This window comes from Amycolatopsis rifamycinica (genome assembly GCF_000695625.1).
GTDB classification, from domain to species: domain Bacteria; phylum Actinomycetota; class Actinomycetes; order Mycobacteriales; family Pseudonocardiaceae; genus Amycolatopsis; species Amycolatopsis rifamycinica.
The window spans coordinates 51,674-65,972 of sequence record NZ_JMQI01000079.1; the positions used below are offsets into that span (position 1 = coordinate 51,674).

Here is a 14,299-nt window from a genome sequence, read left to right on the forward strand (position 1 = left end):
TCAAAGCGATTGGCTTTAAGGAGACCGGGATGGCTCGCAAGATGACCAAGGAAGAGCGCGAAGCGTTCCTCGCCGAGCCGCAGGTCGGCGTGCTCAGCGTCGCGGCCGAGCCCGGGCGGGCGCCGCTGACCACGCCGATCTGGTACCGCTACGAGCCGGGTGGTGACGTCGTCGTGATGACGTCACCCGGGTCGCGGAAAGCCCGGCTGATCGAGGCGGCCTGCCGGTTCGCGCTCTGCGTCCAGCAGCAGGACGGCGTCTACAAGTACGTCTCGGTCGAGGGCCCGGTGGTGGATTCGTGGCCGATGACGAAGGCGGAGCGGCACGAGATGGCCGCCCGCTACCTGCCGCCGGGGGTGAGCGAGGCGTACACCGACGCGACCGACGAAGCCCACGGGCGCAACATCGCGCTCGTGATGCGCCCGGAGCGCTGGAACACCTCGGACTTCAGCGACCTCGCGGACGAGCTCACCAGCAGATGATCACCAGGACGCAGGACGGCTCGGATCGCGGCGTGGTGGTCTGGGTCGGCGGGCGACCGCTGGCCGACGGCGGGTTTCTCGGCGGTGTCGTCGTCGCGCTGCCGGTGGCCGGAGGTTCGGAACCCGACGCCGTGGTGGTGGGGTTCGCCGTTCCGGTGCCGGTGCTTTCGGTGGTGGCCGGGTCGCGGCCCGGCACCTCGGTGACGGTGCCGCGGTGCTCGTTCGACGCCGTGACGACGTCGCCGCCGGTGCCGCCGCCGATCCCGCCGTCGGGCGGCGAGTCCGTGGCCTGGTCGGCGCCGCCCAGCCCGGTGGTGCGCTGCGGGAAGGGGATGACCTGGATCTGGTCGACCGGGGAGGCGTCCTGGCGTTCCTTGCCGCCGAAGGCGACCAGGGTCGCGGCGGCGCCGCAGCCCACGATGACGGCGAGCATCACCGCGACCACCCGCCACCGCGACTGGCCGGGTCCCGGACGGTCGCCCCAGCCCTCGCGCACGAGCAGCTCGGCGACCGATACCTCGTCGTTCACCCCGGCAGACCTTCCCGAAAGGCCTTTCGGCCGACATCGTGGCCGTATTCTTACCGTAAAAAGACCCCGAACGGGTGAAGCAACGGCAAAAATTCGTCACGTAATGCAAGATCTGACGGTGAGTGACATCCACAGCGTTTTCTAAGCTGACGCTCGTGATACTCGCAGCATGACCACCGAAGCTCGGCCCATGCTGCTGAGAGCCGACCGGCCCGTCACGGTCGCCCGCCGGTGGTCGTTGCTCCGGTACGTCCCCAACCCGAAGACGACCCCGTTCACCTTCGGTTACCTGATCGTCCTGCTCGGCACGACGCTGCTGCTCGAGTTCGCCGACCCGGCGGTGACGACCCGGCTGCTCGAGCTGTCCAGCACCGACGCCCACAACCTGGGGCGCCGGCCGCTCACCTCGCTGCTGACCAGCGCGATCTGGCTGTCCGGCGAGAGCTGGTTCGCCTACGCGCTGATCTTCGCGGTCGCCGTCGCGCCGCTGGAACGCCGGTTCGGGGCCCGCCGCGCGGCGCTGGTGTTCTTCGCCGGCCACGTCGTGGCCACGCTCGTCACCGAGCTGCCGGTGATGGCCTTGATCAGCGCGCACGTGCTGCCGCACTCGGCCGGACACTGGCTCGACCTCGGGGTCAGCTACGGCTTCTTCACCACCGCCGGCGCGCTGGTGTTCCTCGCGCCCGGCTACGTGCGCCTGCTCGCGCTGGCCGCGACGGAGGCGTTCATCGCGGTGATCTGGCTGAGCGACGACCCGGGCAGCCTCGGCTCGGTCGTCACGCTGCTCGGGCACGCGTTCGCCGCGCACTTCGGGCTGCTGGTCTGCGGGCCGTGGCTGCGGGAGCGCATCCGCAGGCCGAGCCCGGATTCCGCCGGGTAGGCAGGGACCGGAGTCGGTGGTGTAATCGACGGGCCACACGCCGACTTCACGGGGGACGGACGCACATGCAGGCCGACTCGCTCGCCCAGCTGGTCGAGCTGAGTCCGGACGCGATCTGCGTGCACGAGCACGGCGTGCTCACCTACGCCAACCGCGCGGCCCTCGAAAGTTTCGCCGCGCGCTCCGCCGACGAGGTCGTCGGCCGCCGGTTCACCGACTTCGTCGCCGAGGACTCGCGGCCCGCGGTGGTCGAGACCCTCGCCCGGCTGACCGAGCCGGGGCAGGCCAGTGAGCCCGTCGAAGCGCTGATGTCCCGGCTGGACGGCAGCAAGTTCGCCGTCGAGACGGTGCTGGTGCGCCTCGGCGGGGAGGCCGCGTACCAGGTCGTCATGCGCGACATCACGGCGAAGAAGGCGGCCGCCGACGCCCTCCGCTACCAGGCCGCGCTGGTGTCGCACGTCAGCGACGCGCTGATCGCGACCACCGGCGAAGGCGTCGTGACCAGCTGGAACCCGGCCGCCGAGACGGTGTACGGCTGGACCGCGGCCGAGGCCGTCGGGCGGCGCGCGAGCGAGCTCGTCGGCGCCCCGCTCGACCTGCCGGCCATCCGGCGCGGCGGCGGCGTCGCGGAGGCGGTGCACCGGCGGCGGGACGGCGCGCCGCTGGCCGTCCGCGTCTCGGCCGCCGAGATGAACGACGGCTACGTGCTCGTCTGCGCCGACGAAACGGCGCGGCGGCGGGCCGAGCAGAACTACCGGACGGTGGTCGCGTCCCTCGACGAAGGCGTGCTCGTGATGGGCGCCGGCGGGCTCATCGAAGCGGCGAACCCGGCGGCCTGCCGGATCCTCGGCGTCGCCGAAGCCGACCTGATCGGCGTCCCGTGCCACACGTTGACGCTGTTCACCGAGTCCGGGCAGTGGATCCCGCCGGACGAGATGCCGTCGGTGCGGACGCGGCGGACCGGCGTCACGCACAACGGCCTGGTCGTCCGCCTGCGCCGGCCGGACGGCCGCGACGTCTGGGTGTCGCTGACCTCGCGGCTGCTCGCCTCGGACGACCCGGCGGCGATGGCCGTGGTCACGTCGTTCACCGACATCACCGAGACCCGCGCGATCAGCGCGCAGCTCGCGCACGACGCCACCCACGACCCGCTGACCCGGCTGGCGAACCGGACCTTGGTGCTCGGCAGGCTCGACGTCCGCGAGCGGGGCGCGGTCACCGTGCTGTTCCTCGACCTGGACAAGTTCAAGGTCATCAACGACTCGCTGGGGCACCCGGTCGGCGACCAGGTGCTGCGGATCGTCGGGGAGCGCCTGCGCCGCGGCTCGGGTCGCGACGACCTGGTCGGGCGGCTGGGCGGCGACGAGTTCGTCGTCGTCACCGCCGAGGTCACCGATCCGGGCGAGGTCCGCGCCCTGGCCGAGCACCTGCGGGCCGTGCTGGCCGAGCCGATCGGCGTCCTGGGCAGGCAGCTGCACCTCGACGCGAGCATCGGCGTCGTGCTCGTCGGCCGCGACGACCGCCGCAGCGCCGAAGACCTGCTGCGCGACGCGGATGTCGCGATGTACCAGGCGAAGGCGCTCGGCCGGGGCCGCCACCACTTCTTCGACGTCAGCCTGCGCGAGTGGGTGCAGCGGCGGCTGCGGATGGAGCAGGACCTGCGCGACGCCGTCCACGACGGCCAGCTGTGGCCCGCGTACCAGCCGGTCGTCGACCTGCGGACCGGCGAGATGGTCGCGGTCGAGGCGCTGATGCGGTGGACGCACCCCCGCCAGGGCGCGATCTCGCCGGCGGAGTTCATCCCGCTCGCCGAGGAGAGCGACCTGATCAACGTGATCGGCAAGGAGATGCTGCGCGCGACGACCCGCGAACTCGCCGCGTGGCGCGCGCGGGGCCTGGACCTGACGCTGAAGGTCAACCTCTCCACCCGCCAGCTCGACGACCCGCACCTGGTCACCGCGGTCCAGGACGCGCTGGCGGAGACCGGGCTGCCCGCGGCCGCGCTGTGCCTGGAGGTCACCGAAAGCGCGTTGATGCGCGACCAGGAAGCGGCCGCCGAGGTGCTGGCGTCCCTGCGATCACTAGGCGTGCTGCTGGCGATCGACGACTTCGGCACCGGGTATTCGTCGCTCGCCCAGCTGCGCCGGCTGACCCTGGACACGCTGAAGATCGACCGCTCGTTCATCACCGGGATCGCCGAGTCACGCGACGCGGAGGCGATCGTCACGAGCATCATCGCGATGGCCCACGCGGTGGACCTGACGGTGATCGCCGAAGGCGTCGAGTCGGCGGAGCAGCTGGAGCTGCTCCGCGCGCTCGGCTGCGACCAGGCGCAGGGCTACCACCTCGGCCGCCCGGTGCCGGCGGCCGAGCTGTTCGGTCAGTAGACCTGCTTCAGCCGGGCCAGTTCGTCCCCGGTCAGCTCGACGCCGAGGTCCTTGAGGGTGGCGTCGAGCTCGTCAGGGGCGATGGTGGTGGTTTCGCTGCTGCCGTCGGGCTTTTCGACGGTGAGTTCCCGGCCGAGCAGCTTGCGGCTGATCCCCGGCTCGATCCGCATGATCACCAGCCGCCCGGTGAACGGCGACTTCGGGTGCGTTGAGGTGTAGTGGTGGTAAACCTCGTAGTCGATCGGGTGCATTTCGTTGAGGCGGAATTCGAGGATGTCCTCGTCGCCCTTCTGCAGCGTCCACCAGCCGTTCTCGTGCCGGAGGCGGTGGAGCCACCCGGCCTGGTCGGTTTCCTGGCCGTCGACGAGCGGCATCGGCTCGACGATCCCGGCCCCGAACCCGACGTCGGCGAGGAACTGCCGGCCGTCCACGTCGACGACGAGCGTCATGTGCGTGTAGGGCCCGGGCCGCCGCGGCTGCACACGCCCGGAGAGCCGGTGCACGGTGTAGCCGAGCCGCTCGAGGACGGCGGCGAAGAGGCCACTCTGTTCGTAGCAGTAGCCGCCCCGCCGCCGTCCGACGAGTTTCGCGCTGACGACGTCGAGCGAAATCCCCTGGTGCTGCTGGAGGACGACGTCGACGTTCTCGAACGGCACGGCGGCGACGTGGGCCCGCATGAGTTCGGTCAGCGCGGCTTCGGAGGGCGCCCGCCGCGGCTGCCCGACGCGCGCGAGGTAGGCGTCGAGGTCGACGGCGTCGATGCCCCATTCCCCTTCAGTGGTCATGGATCCATGGTGAAACCTCGAGTTCGATCGAGGTCAACCTTCGTGCACGACCTTCCGCACCTCGACGGCGGTGTACTGCGCATCCGGGATCTTGGCGGCGAGCTCGACGGCCCGAGCTTCGCTCTCGACGTCGACGACGTAGTAGCCGCAGAGGAAGGCCTCGGACTCGACGTAGCCGCCGTTCTTGGTCTGGGCAACACCGTTTTTGACCTGGACGGTCTTGGTGTCCCCGGGTTCGGCGAGCGCCTTGGTCTCGACCATCTCACCGGACTCGGTGATGAGCTCGATGAAGGCCCCGTGTCCGGCGTAGACGGCGTTCTTCTGGTCGTCGGTGAGGGTGCCCCAGAGGGTGGGGTTCATGTGGAGGGTAAGGAGGTAACGCATGTCCGGCTCCCCGTGTGTGGGTGGCGCCCCGGGTGGGCTGCCTTTCGCCGGTGGGTCGGGGCGGCTTTCGCGGACCGGACACGGAGGTTCTCGGTTCACTCGTTCGGCCTAACGCGCGTTGATTCGGGGCGCACGCGAAACAGCCCCCGCCGGGTTCGGTGGGGGCTGTTTCGGCTGATCAGAACGGTGGCCAGGGCCGGGGTCGAACCGGCGACCTTCCGCTTTTCAGGCGGACGCTCGTACCAACTGAGCTACCTGGCCGGGAACGCCGGCAAGGAGCCGAACGATCTTGCGACCCTGACGGGACTCGAACCCGCGACCTTCGCCGTGACAGGGCGACGCGCTAACCAACTGCGCCACAGGGCCTTGCGTTACTACAGTCTTGCTTTACTACGGTACTGCGTACTGCGTACTCCCAACGGGATTCGAACCCGCGTTGCCGCCTTGAAAGGGCGGAGTCCTAGGCCGCTGAACGATGGGAGCCCGGTCGGTTTCGGGTGACCGACCGACCGCGCTCTCAGGTTCCCCTGGGAGCGATTACAAGCATAGGGCACGCCGCCACCGCTTTGCACAGGGGGTTCCTTAAGCCTTCGGCAAGGCTTAGACCTGCACAAACACCGCTAGTTCCGCCAGGCGGCGATCAAGCTCCGCCAGCTCCGGCTCGGTCAGCGCCGACGCCAGCAGTTCGCCGATCCGCTCGTCGGTCAGCGCCTCGGCGCGCTGCCACCGGTCGCGCAGGTCCGGCTTGCGCTCCGCCGCCGCGACCAGCTCGTCGGCCGCGCCCTCGGACCACGCCGTGCGCAGCAGGCGCGCGCGACCACCTTCCGGGTCCGCGATCACCGCCTCCGGCACCGGCAGGCCCACCGCCCGCAGGGCCGCGAAGTGGAGGCCCCCGCGCAGCTCGCGGAAGACCATCAGCGCGAAGCCGAGGCGCTCGACGTCGCCCGCGGGACGTTCGGCGTTCTTCCAGCCCGCGAAGAGCGCCAGCCCACTGGCGTCCGCCGCGTCGACAACGCGCAACAGCAACTCCGCCACGCGGCCGGGCTCCGGTACGGCCGAAAGACTGACGCGCGACCACCGAGCCGATGACTCCACGTAGGCGCGCACCGCGGCGGGCGCGTCGAGAGCGGCCGTCGCCGGCGGGAGGACGAACTCGAACAGCCAGTGCGGGAAGATGCCGAACAGCTCCGCGGCCACCTTCGGCGGGACGTCCCCGAGCACCGCCGAGCGCCCCCGCACGTACAGCGAACGCGGCGGCAGCCCCACCTCCGCCTCCACCGCGGCCAGCTCCGGCGACGTCATGAACTTCCCGCCGAGCACCTGCACCACCGGCCGGATCCGGTGCGCCAGACCCGCCGTTCCCTCGAGCGTCGTCACGTCAGCCCCTTTCGACACCGCAACCGTAACACTGTTACGAAACCGACGTCAAACAGTGGGCCACACCCTGGCAATTACTTCCCGAAAAGCGGCACAACCAGCAGAAATATCACCGGAAGGGTCCGGCACACCACGCCGGACCCACCCGCTCAGCGCTGAACCGGCGCCTGCCCGTCCTCATCCAGGTTCAGACCCAGCATCTCCAGCAACTGAACACAGTCCTCGACCCCCAGCGCACCATGCGCCACCGCCAGCCGAGCCCGCCGGACCTGATCATCCGACACCCGCTGCGCATCCGCCGCCCCACTCCGCTGCGCCGGCAACGCCCCCGCGAACGGAGCACTCCCCCCATCGGCACCTTCGTACCGAAGGAGGAACTGCCGCACTTCAACAGACCCGCTCATAGCCCCTCCACACGGCTCACAACAACTTGGCCGCGAGGCTAACCAGCACCGGCCACCACACACAGCCCCCCGGAGAGTGAACCTGAGCCCACGCTCCGCTCAACGCAGCGCAATCGGCAAGACGGAAGAAGAACCCCACCCGAACGAACGTCACCCCCGCGCCCATGTGACACCACACGGGGAAATTTCCCGCTCTCCACTCGCCCAACCACCCAACTCGTGCAACAATCGAAGAGCTGACACACCCCCGGTCAGCGCCTGTGGAGATCCCCTCCGACCCCCGCGTTCCTCCCCCTGGCGCGGGGGTCCTCCATTTCTGTGCCCTGCTCGGGCTTCGCCCTTCGCACGGGCACCGGCATTTCGGTGTGCCGACCCGGGGGGCCGAGCCCCCCGGACCCCCCACGGTGCCTCTGGTGCAGCTCCCAGCGTGGTTCCGTGGCGCTTCGGGCGCTGGGCGCCCTGGCGGTCTGGTTGCCTTTGCGAGTTAAGTTCGGCGTCCCTGGCGGCTCTGACTGCCTTTGCGAGTTGAGGTCCGGTGCGCTAGCGCGTCTGGTCGCCTTCGCGAGTCAGGTCCGGCGCCCTAGTGAGCCTGGCTGCCTTCGCGAGGCGAGATTCGGAACCCGGCAAGGCTGGCCACCTTCGCGAGGTGAGTTCCGGCCTCCTGTGAGCTGGCCGCCTTTGCGAGGTGGGTTCCGCGCGAGGTGAGTCTCTGCTTTGGGTGATCGACTCGGTGGGTTAGGTGGGGGTTGCTTTGTGTTGTGGGGGGTTGGGCTTAATGGGTGGTTGGTGGGCTGAATGGGTGGGGTTCTTGGGGTGTTGTAGCTCACAGTGGTTTTGTGTGGCGAGATGCAAACGTTATCGTGGCGTCGTGCCTCTTCCCTCCCTTGGCCGCTTGAGCAGCCGCACGAACCTGAAAGCCGTTGCGTCTTCCGGGCGTCATCGTGGTGCCGCGAAGGCTGCGGACGACGGTGTCGTCGAGGACACCGAGCTCACCTCGTACCTCGCCGCGCTCGCGCCCGAGAACGACCTCGAGAGCACCGGGTCCGGCAAGCGGTTCGGTGAGGCTCAGGTCTACCAGCTGCGGATGAGCCTCGTCGCCAGCCAGCAGCTCAAGGACATCGCCGCCGAGCGGCAGATCTCGCCGCAGGCGCTCGCCCAGGAGTGGATCCTCGAGCGGCTCAACTGGGAAGGGCAGGCCGCCTCCGCGCAGGATCAGCGGCAGCAGGCCGGCTCCGGCGAAGTCAGCGACCTCACCGACGAGTTCCACTTCCCCGCCGACGCCTTCGACGCGCCGGCCGTCGCACGGCGCTGAACCCCCCGCGCCACCCCAAGCCCCATGAGAAAGGGCCCCCGGCAAGCTGCCGGGGGCCCTTCACTCAGGCCTTGAGACGCACAAAAGGGCCTGTGAGGCTTCTTCAGCCTCGTCTCAGATCGCGCGGACCTTCTGGGCCTGCGGACCCTTCTGGCCCTGGCCGACCTCGAACTCCACCCGCTGGTTCTCCTCGAGGGTGCGGAAACCGCGGCCCTCGATCTCCGAGTAGTGAACGAACACGTCGCCTTCGCCGCCGTCCTGCGCGATGAAGCCGAAGCCCTTCTCCGCGTTGAACCACTTCACAGTGCCTTGCGCCACCGCTGTACTCCTCGTTACACAGATCCGCTTCGAATGCCACCGAAGCGGCACCCCGACCGTCCCGGGCGGTTCCAACGAGACGAGTCAGAAGCGGGTCGGCTCCATGGCTCGCGTCAGAAGTTCCGCGAGTGTGAAGCCACGAACACGCAAAACGACGGCCTGAGAGCAGACTACCGGGATCTGGCCAAAGTTGAACCCCGTGATCGAGGCGAAAACCCGCTCTGCGCACCAAGGTCACCGGAACGTCGTAGGGCTCGCGCCCGGTTCTGTCGTCCCCGGCGGCTAGTCTGGCGCAGCACAGCGACACCGTGATCCCCGGATACGGCTCGGAGTCGGCCGTGCCCCCTTAGTGAAAGCCATCGCCGACCGTTGTGACACGCGTCACACCATTGTTGCTCAACGTACACGGTCTGCGAGGCGTCTCGAAGAGGGGAAGCACCAAAAGGGGCAAAGGGGAATAGGTGTGACGGTGAGGATCTCCACGCGGCGCCGGGGCGCTGCCGTGGCACTGGGCTTGGTCGCCGTGCTCGCGCTCGGGGCGTGCAGCAGCGAACCCACGGTGTCGGCGAGCGGCACCGGCGGGGGCGGCCCGACCAGCTCGCCCGCACCGAGTGCGCAGCCCGCGAAACTGACGGTGACGCCGGCGGGCGGCGCCCAGGACGTCGCGCCCGGCGAACCGGTCGGCGTCCAGGTCGCCGACGGCACGATCATGTCGGTCACGCTGACCAACCCGGACGGCAAGCAGGTCCAGGGGCAGACGTCGCCGGACAAGAAGAGCTGGAGCACCACCGAGCAGCTCGGCTACGGCAAGACCTACACCTGGTCCGGCCAGGCGCAGGGCTCCGACGGCAAGAACGTGGCCATCGGGGGCGCGTTCACCACGGTCAAGCCGAAGCGCCAGCTGTCGGCCAGCCTGAACGTCGGTGACGGCCAGACGTACGGCATCGCGATGCCGATCGCGCTGACCTTCCCGAGCCGCGTCACCGACAAGGCCTCCGTCGAGAAGGCGCTGTCGGTCGAGACCACGCCGAAGACCGAGGGCGCGTGGGCCTGGATGCCCGGCGACGCCTCGGTGCACTGGCGGCCGAAGGAGTACTTCAAGCCCAACACGCAGGTGAAGGTCAACGCCAAGATCTACGGCGTCAAGATCGGTGACGGCGTGTACGGCAAGCAGGACGTGTCGGCCAGCTTCGCCATCGGACGCTCGCAGATCGTCAAGGGCAACACCACGCAGCACACGATGCAGGTGATCCGCGACGGCCAGCAGATCGCCGACTACCCCGTCAGCTACGGCCTCGACTCCGACCCGGGCCGCGTCACCCACAGCGGCGTGCACGTCGTCATGTCGAAGCACGCGACGTACTCGATGAGCAACCCCCGGTACAACTACACGGACGTCAACGTGCCGTGGGCGGTCCGGATCTCCAACAACGGCGAGTTCATCCACGGCCTCGCGGCGTCGGTCTGGGCCCAGGGCAAGAAGAACATCTCCCACGGCTGCCTGAACCTTTCGCCGGCGCGGGCCAAGGAGTACTTCGACGGCGCGCTGACCGGCGACCCGGTCGAGATCACCGGCAGCACGCAGACGCTGAGCGCCAAGGACGGCGACTACAGCGACTGGACCTACGACTGGGCGAGCTGGCAGAAGCTGTCGGCGCTCGCCCGCTGAACCACCGTCGAACACCGGGCGGCCGGGAAGTCCCCTGCGGGCTTCCCGGCCGTTCGTGTTTTCCGCGCGGAACCCGCGGAATCCGATGCAACCCCGGTGATCACCCGCCGCATGACTACGGGCAGAGGCGCGGCGATCCCCTGCCGCGCCCGCGAGAATGAGGAGCTGTCTTGCGTATCCGCATCGCCCTGACCCTCGGCGCGCTCGTGCTCGCCGGTGGCGCCCTGACCGGTGGCATCGCGCTGGCTTCGGAGGCGCAGGCGCCGGCCGCGCCGACCCAGACCCAGCTGCCCCGGCCGGGCGAGCCGACCGTGGCCCCCGCCCCGGCCTCCCTCCGTCCCGGCGCCCCGACCGTGGCTCCCGCGCCGCGCGAGACCCGGCCCGCTCGCACGGGTCAGGTGCCGCGCGTCCCCCGCGCCGTCCCGGCCGGCCCGACCGGTGACCTGCACCTGCCGGCCGTGTGGGAGACCCGGTAACCAGGTGATCTCCCGCTCCCGTCCGTCGACCGGGCCGGGCTCGCCGTGGGACGGCGAGTTCGCCCGGTACTTCGGTGAGCGCGCGCACAGCCTGCGGTCGACCGCCTTCCTGCTCTGCGGGGACTGGCACCAGGCCGAGGACCTCACGCAGGCCGCGCTGCTCAAGCTCTACCTCGCCTGGCCGAGGCTGTCGCGGCACGACGCGCTGGACGCCTACGCGCGCAAGGTCGTCCTGCGCACGTTCCTCGCCGAGCACCGGCGCAGCAGGTGGAAACGGGAGCGGCTCACCGACACCCCGCCGGAGCTCCCGGCGGCACCGGCGGCGAGCGGCCGGGACGAACTGGTCCGGCAGGCGCTGGCCGTGCTGGCCCCCAAGCAGCGCGCCGTGCTGGTGCTGCGGTACTTCGAGGACCTGAGCGTCGAGGAGACGGCGAAGGCGCTCGGCTGCAGCACCGGCACGGTGAAGAGCCAGGCCTCCCGCGGCCTGGCCACGCTGCGCAACCGGCTCGGCCCGCACTACGGTGCGCTGAGCTTCAGCGCACCGACGGAGAGGAGGTGACGAACATGGACCCCGAAGACGACGTCCGCGCGATCCTGACCGGCGCGGCCGGCGGCCCGCAGCCGCCGATGCGCCTCGAAGCCACCGATGTGATCGAGCGCGGCGGCCGGGTCCGGCGACGACGCAAGCGCTTCGCCGTCGCGGGCACCTCGGCCGCGACGGCGGTCGTCCTCGCGGTGGCCGGTTTCCTGGCCGGCCACCGCGTCGGGCCCCCGGAACCGGTGCAGCCGGCCCGGCCCGGGCTGTCCACGATCGGCACCACTTCCCCGGCACCGCCGCCCGCGACGCTCGAAGTCCCGCCGACGTCGATCGCGCCGGCGGAACCGTCGGTGCAGCCGGGGTCGACCCGGCCCCGCCCGCAGCGGACGTCGGTCCCGCAAGCGCCGTCCGCGGGCCCGCGGACTTCCGGCGCGGCGCGGACGACCACCCCGTCGCTCGGCTCGGTTCCCGTCCAGACCCGGCCGGAAGCGCCGACGGCCAGGAGCTAGCGGCGACGCGGGTGTGCCCCGCCCGGTGATCCGGACGGGGCACACTCGTTCTTCCGGCGGACGCTCAGCGCTGAGCGGCCGCCGCGGCCGGCTTGCCGCCGCTGTCCTCGGTGTCGATCTGGTCCATCGGCACCTGCGACGTCTCCGGGATCTTGATGATCGGGACGATCGCGATCAGCGCCGCCGCCATCAGGTAGTACGCCGGCCAGTCCTCGTTGCCGGTGCTCTTGATCAGCGCCGTCACGACGACTCCGGCGGTGCCGCCGAATAGCGACGTCGAGATGTTGTAGCCGATCGCGAACGAGCCGTAGCGCACCCGGGTGGGGAACATCGCGGGGAACGTCGAGCCGATCACGGCGAGGATGAAGACCAGCAGGATCGCCACGATCAGGAAGCCGACGAACAGCCACAGGATGCTGCCGGACTGCATGAGCTTGAGCGACGGCCAGCTCAGCACCAGGAACCCGATGGCCGCGGTGAGCAGCAGCGGTTTCCTGCCGATCCGGTCGGACAGCGCCCCGAGCGGCAGGATGATCGCCATCTGGATGACCTCGACCGCGATGATGATCAGCGTCGCCGTGTTGTCGTTGATCTTCAACGTGTCCGTGAAGTACGTCGGCATCGTGGTCAGCAGCAGGTAGTCCGCGACGTTCAGCAGCAGCACGATGCCGATCAGGTTGAGGATCATCCGCCAGTTGCGGACGAAGATCTCCTTCAGCGGCGCCTTCTTCGGCGCCTCGCCCTGCGCTTCCAGCCGGCGGAACTCGGGGGTGTCCTCGAGCTTGTTCCGCAGGTAGAGCCCGATCAGGCCGAGCGGCAGCGCGACGAAGAACGGGATCCGCCAGCCCCAGGCGTCGACCTGCTCGGGCGACAGCGAGAGCGTCACGGACAGCACCACGAGGTTGCCGAGCACGTACCCGCCCAGCGTGCCGAGCTCGAGGAAGCTGCCGAAGAAGCCCCGGCGCTTCGTCGGGGAGTACTCGGCGATGAACGTCGCCGCTCCGCCGTACTCGCCGCCGGTGGAGAAGCCCTGGATGATCCGCAGCAGGAGGATCGCGATGGGGGCCGCGATGCCCATGCTGTAGCTGCCGGCGTACGTCGGCAGGACGCCGACCAGGAACGTGCAGCCGGACATCAGCAGGATCGTGATGGCGAGGACGCGCTTGCGGCCGATCTTGTCGCCGAGCGGCCCGAAGAAGGCTCCGCCGAAGGGCCGCACGATGAACCCGACCGCGAGCAGCGCCAGCGACTTCAGCACCGCGTTGCCTTCGCCGGGGAAGAACAGGGTGCCGATGCTGGCGGCGATCGCGCCCGAGGTGAAGACGCCGTAGTCGTACCACTCGGTGGCGTTGCCCATGGCCGACGCCCAGACGGCCCGCTTGACGGTTCTCTCGTCCACTGACGGATTGCCCGTCGTTGCTGCTGGTTCGCTCATGCCGGCGACGACTCCTCCCGTGCAGTGCCCATGGGGCCGTTCGAGCTCATCGCCCCAGTCTCGACCGGCTCTCCCACGTCGGCAGCCTGAGCCGGGGATTGTCTACGGTGGGGAACTTTCCGGCTACTGAGAGATGGGGGTGGCTCACCGCCGTCCCGGGTCGCGCGCGGCGGCCGTTTACCCGCCGGTTAACGTCAGCGCATGAGTCGTGTTTCTCAACCCTGGCCGCCGGTGCCGGTGGAGCCCGCGGTCCCGCACCCCAAGGCGCCGGAGCCGGGCACCGAGCTCGGCGTGCACTTCACCGAGTGCTTCGGCTGCGGCGACGAGGCCGACGCCGGGCTGCACCTGCGCTCGACTGTCGGCGAGGGCCAGGTCGTGCACTCGCGGTTCACCGTCACCGCCGCCCACCAGGGCGCGCCCGGCCTCGCCCACGGCGGCCTGCTGGCCTGCGCGTTCGACGAGGCGCTCGGCTCGACGGTCGGCAACCTGATGCGCCGCCCGGCGGTGACCGGCAAGCTCGAGACGGACTTCCGCCGTCCGGTGCCGGTCGGTTCGACGCTGTTCATCGAGGCTCGTTTGGACGGCATCGCGGGCCGCAAGATCTACGTCAGCGCGGACGGCCGCCTCGACGCCGAGGACGGCCCGATCGCGGTGAGCGCGCGGGCGTTGTTCGTGGTCGTCGGCTTCGAGCACTTCAGCACCCACGGCGACCCGCAGGCGCTGGAGAAGCTGGCCGCGCAGCACGAGAAGAACCAGCGCGAGCGCGCCGAACGCGACTGGGAAATCAACCCCTGACCACCACCGCCGAAGCGGC

16 protein-coding genes and 3 tRNA genes are annotated in these 14,299 nt (G+C 70.1%); 9 read left to right on the forward strand and 10 right to left on the reverse strand.

Annotated elements, in window-relative coordinates:
• The first annotated feature begins 29 nt into the window (after nucleotides 1-29).
• Nucleotides 30-482: a pyridoxamine 5'-phosphate oxidase family protein gene (locus DV20_RS38600; protein ID WP_043788458.1), complete on the forward strand. Its 453-nt coding sequence runs from the start codon at nucleotides 30-32 to the stop codon at nucleotides 480-482.
• On the opposite strand, the gene DV20_RS38605 is transcribed toward DV20_RS38600, so the two are convergent.
• The gene (locus DV20_RS38605) at nucleotides 469-1,011 is read right to left on the reverse strand and encodes a hypothetical protein (RefSeq protein WP_043788459.1); all 543 of its coding nucleotides are present in this window, start codon (nucleotides 1,009-1,011) and stop codon (nucleotides 469-471) included. The two genes, DV20_RS38600 and DV20_RS38605, sit on opposite strands and share 14 nt — an antisense overlap.
• A 169-nt stretch (nucleotides 1,012-1,180) precedes the next feature.
• Between DV20_RS38605 and DV20_RS38610 the strand changes: the two genes are divergently transcribed.
• Both DV20_RS38610 and DV20_RS38615 read left to right on the forward strand, forming a co-directional pair.
• Nucleotides 1,181-1,891, forward strand: a complete 711-nt coding sequence (locus tag DV20_RS38610) for a rhomboid-like protein (RefSeq protein WP_235191121.1) — start codon at nucleotides 1,181-1,183, stop codon at nucleotides 1,889-1,891.
• A gap of 65 nt (nucleotides 1,892-1,956) precedes the next feature.
• Nucleotides 1,957-4,278, forward strand: a complete 2,322-nt coding sequence (locus tag DV20_RS38615) for a sensor domain-containing protein (RefSeq protein ID WP_043788463.1) — start codon at nucleotides 1,957-1,959, stop codon at nucleotides 4,276-4,278.
• Here the strand turns inward: DV20_RS38615 and DV20_RS38620 are convergent.
• From DV20_RS38620 to DV20_RS38650, 7 genes are all read right to left on the reverse strand, one after another.
• Nucleotides 4,272-5,063, reverse strand: a complete 792-nt coding sequence (locus DV20_RS38620; protein WP_043788465.1) for an arylamine N-acetyltransferase family protein — start codon at nucleotides 5,061-5,063, stop codon at nucleotides 4,272-4,274. The genes DV20_RS38615 and DV20_RS38620 overlap by 7 nt on opposite strands.
• 33 nt (nucleotides 5,064-5,096) lie before the next feature.
• A complete protein-coding gene (locus DV20_RS38625) occupies nucleotides 5,097-5,447 on the reverse strand; it encodes a YciI family protein (protein WP_043788467.1) in 351 nt (116 codons plus the stop codon).
• 187 nt (nucleotides 5,448-5,634) lie between these two features.
• A tRNA-Phe gene (locus DV20_RS38630) sits at nucleotides 5,635-5,708 on the reverse strand.
• A 31-nt stretch (nucleotides 5,709-5,739) separates the two neighbouring features.
• Nucleotides 5,740-5,813: transfer RNA gene (locus DV20_RS38635), tRNA-Asp, on the reverse strand.
• Nucleotides 5,814-5,857: 44 nt separating this feature from the next.
• Nucleotides 5,858-5,930, reverse strand: a tRNA-Glu gene (locus DV20_RS38640).
• 117 nt (nucleotides 5,931-6,047) lie between these two features.
• Entirely contained in the window at nucleotides 6,048-6,824 is a 777-nt protein-coding gene (locus DV20_RS38645) for an SCO6745 family protein (RefSeq protein WP_043788469.1), read from the reverse strand.
• 149 nt (nucleotides 6,825-6,973) lie between these two features.
• On the reverse strand, nucleotides 6,974-7,228 hold the full coding sequence (locus DV20_RS38650) for a hypothetical protein (protein ID WP_003097372.1): 255 nt from the start codon (nucleotides 7,226-7,228) through the stop codon (nucleotides 6,974-6,976).
• 868 nt (nucleotides 7,229-8,096) lie between these two features.
• On the opposite strand from DV20_RS38650, the gene DV20_RS38655 reads away from it, so the two are divergent.
• A complete protein-coding gene (locus DV20_RS38655) occupies nucleotides 8,097-8,540 on the forward strand; it encodes a hypothetical protein (protein ID WP_043788472.1) in 444 nt (147 codons plus the stop codon).
• A gap of 114 nt (nucleotides 8,541-8,654) precedes the next feature.
• Here DV20_RS38655 and DV20_RS38660 read toward each other — a convergent pair whose 3' ends face one another.
• Nucleotides 8,655-8,858 carry a cold-shock protein gene (locus tag DV20_RS38660; RefSeq protein ID WP_003097368.1) on the reverse strand — a complete coding sequence of 68 codons (204 nt, stop codon included), beginning with the start codon at nucleotides 8,856-8,858 and terminating at the stop codon, nucleotides 8,655-8,657.
• Between the two features lie 469 nt (nucleotides 8,859-9,327).
• On the opposite strand from DV20_RS38660, the gene DV20_RS38665 reads away from it, so the two are divergent.
• The 4 genes from DV20_RS38665 to DV20_RS38680 all read left to right on the forward strand — a co-directional run bounded on the left by DV20_RS38665 (nucleotide 9,328) and on the right by DV20_RS38680 (nucleotide 12,050).
• A complete protein-coding gene (locus tag DV20_RS38665; RefSeq protein WP_084093902.1) occupies nucleotides 9,328-10,527 on the forward strand; it encodes a L,D-transpeptidase in 1,200 nt (399 codons plus the stop codon).
• Between the two features lie 170 nt (nucleotides 10,528-10,697).
• Nucleotides 10,698-11,003 (forward strand): hypothetical protein, encoded by a 306-nt coding sequence (locus tag DV20_RS38670; protein WP_043788475.1) that lies wholly within the window; start codon nucleotides 10,698-10,700, stop codon nucleotides 11,001-11,003.
• A gap of 4 nt (nucleotides 11,004-11,007) precedes the next feature.
• Entirely contained in the window at nucleotides 11,008-11,562 is a 555-nt protein-coding gene (locus DV20_RS38675; RefSeq protein ID WP_043788476.1) for a SigE family RNA polymerase sigma factor, read from the forward strand.
• Between the two features lie 5 nt (nucleotides 11,563-11,567).
• The gene (locus DV20_RS38680) at nucleotides 11,568-12,050 is read left to right on the forward strand and encodes a hypothetical protein (RefSeq protein WP_152603812.1); all 483 of its coding nucleotides are present in this window, start codon (nucleotides 11,568-11,570) and stop codon (nucleotides 12,048-12,050) included.
• 64 nt (nucleotides 12,051-12,114) lie between these two features.
• On the opposite strand, the gene DV20_RS38685 is transcribed toward DV20_RS38680, so the two are convergent.
• Nucleotides 12,115-13,449: an MFS transporter gene (locus tag DV20_RS38685; RefSeq protein WP_043788477.1), complete on the reverse strand. Its 1,335-nt coding sequence runs from the start codon at nucleotides 13,447-13,449 to the stop codon at nucleotides 12,115-12,117.
• 237 nt (nucleotides 13,450-13,686) lie between these two features.
• On the opposite strand from DV20_RS38685, the gene DV20_RS38690 reads away from it, so the two are divergent.
• The gene (locus tag DV20_RS38690) at nucleotides 13,687-14,280 is read left to right on the forward strand and encodes a PaaI family thioesterase (protein ID WP_043788478.1); all 594 of its coding nucleotides are present in this window, start codon (nucleotides 13,687-13,689) and stop codon (nucleotides 14,278-14,280) included.
• The last annotated feature ends 19 nt before the right edge of the window (nucleotides 14,281-14,299 follow it).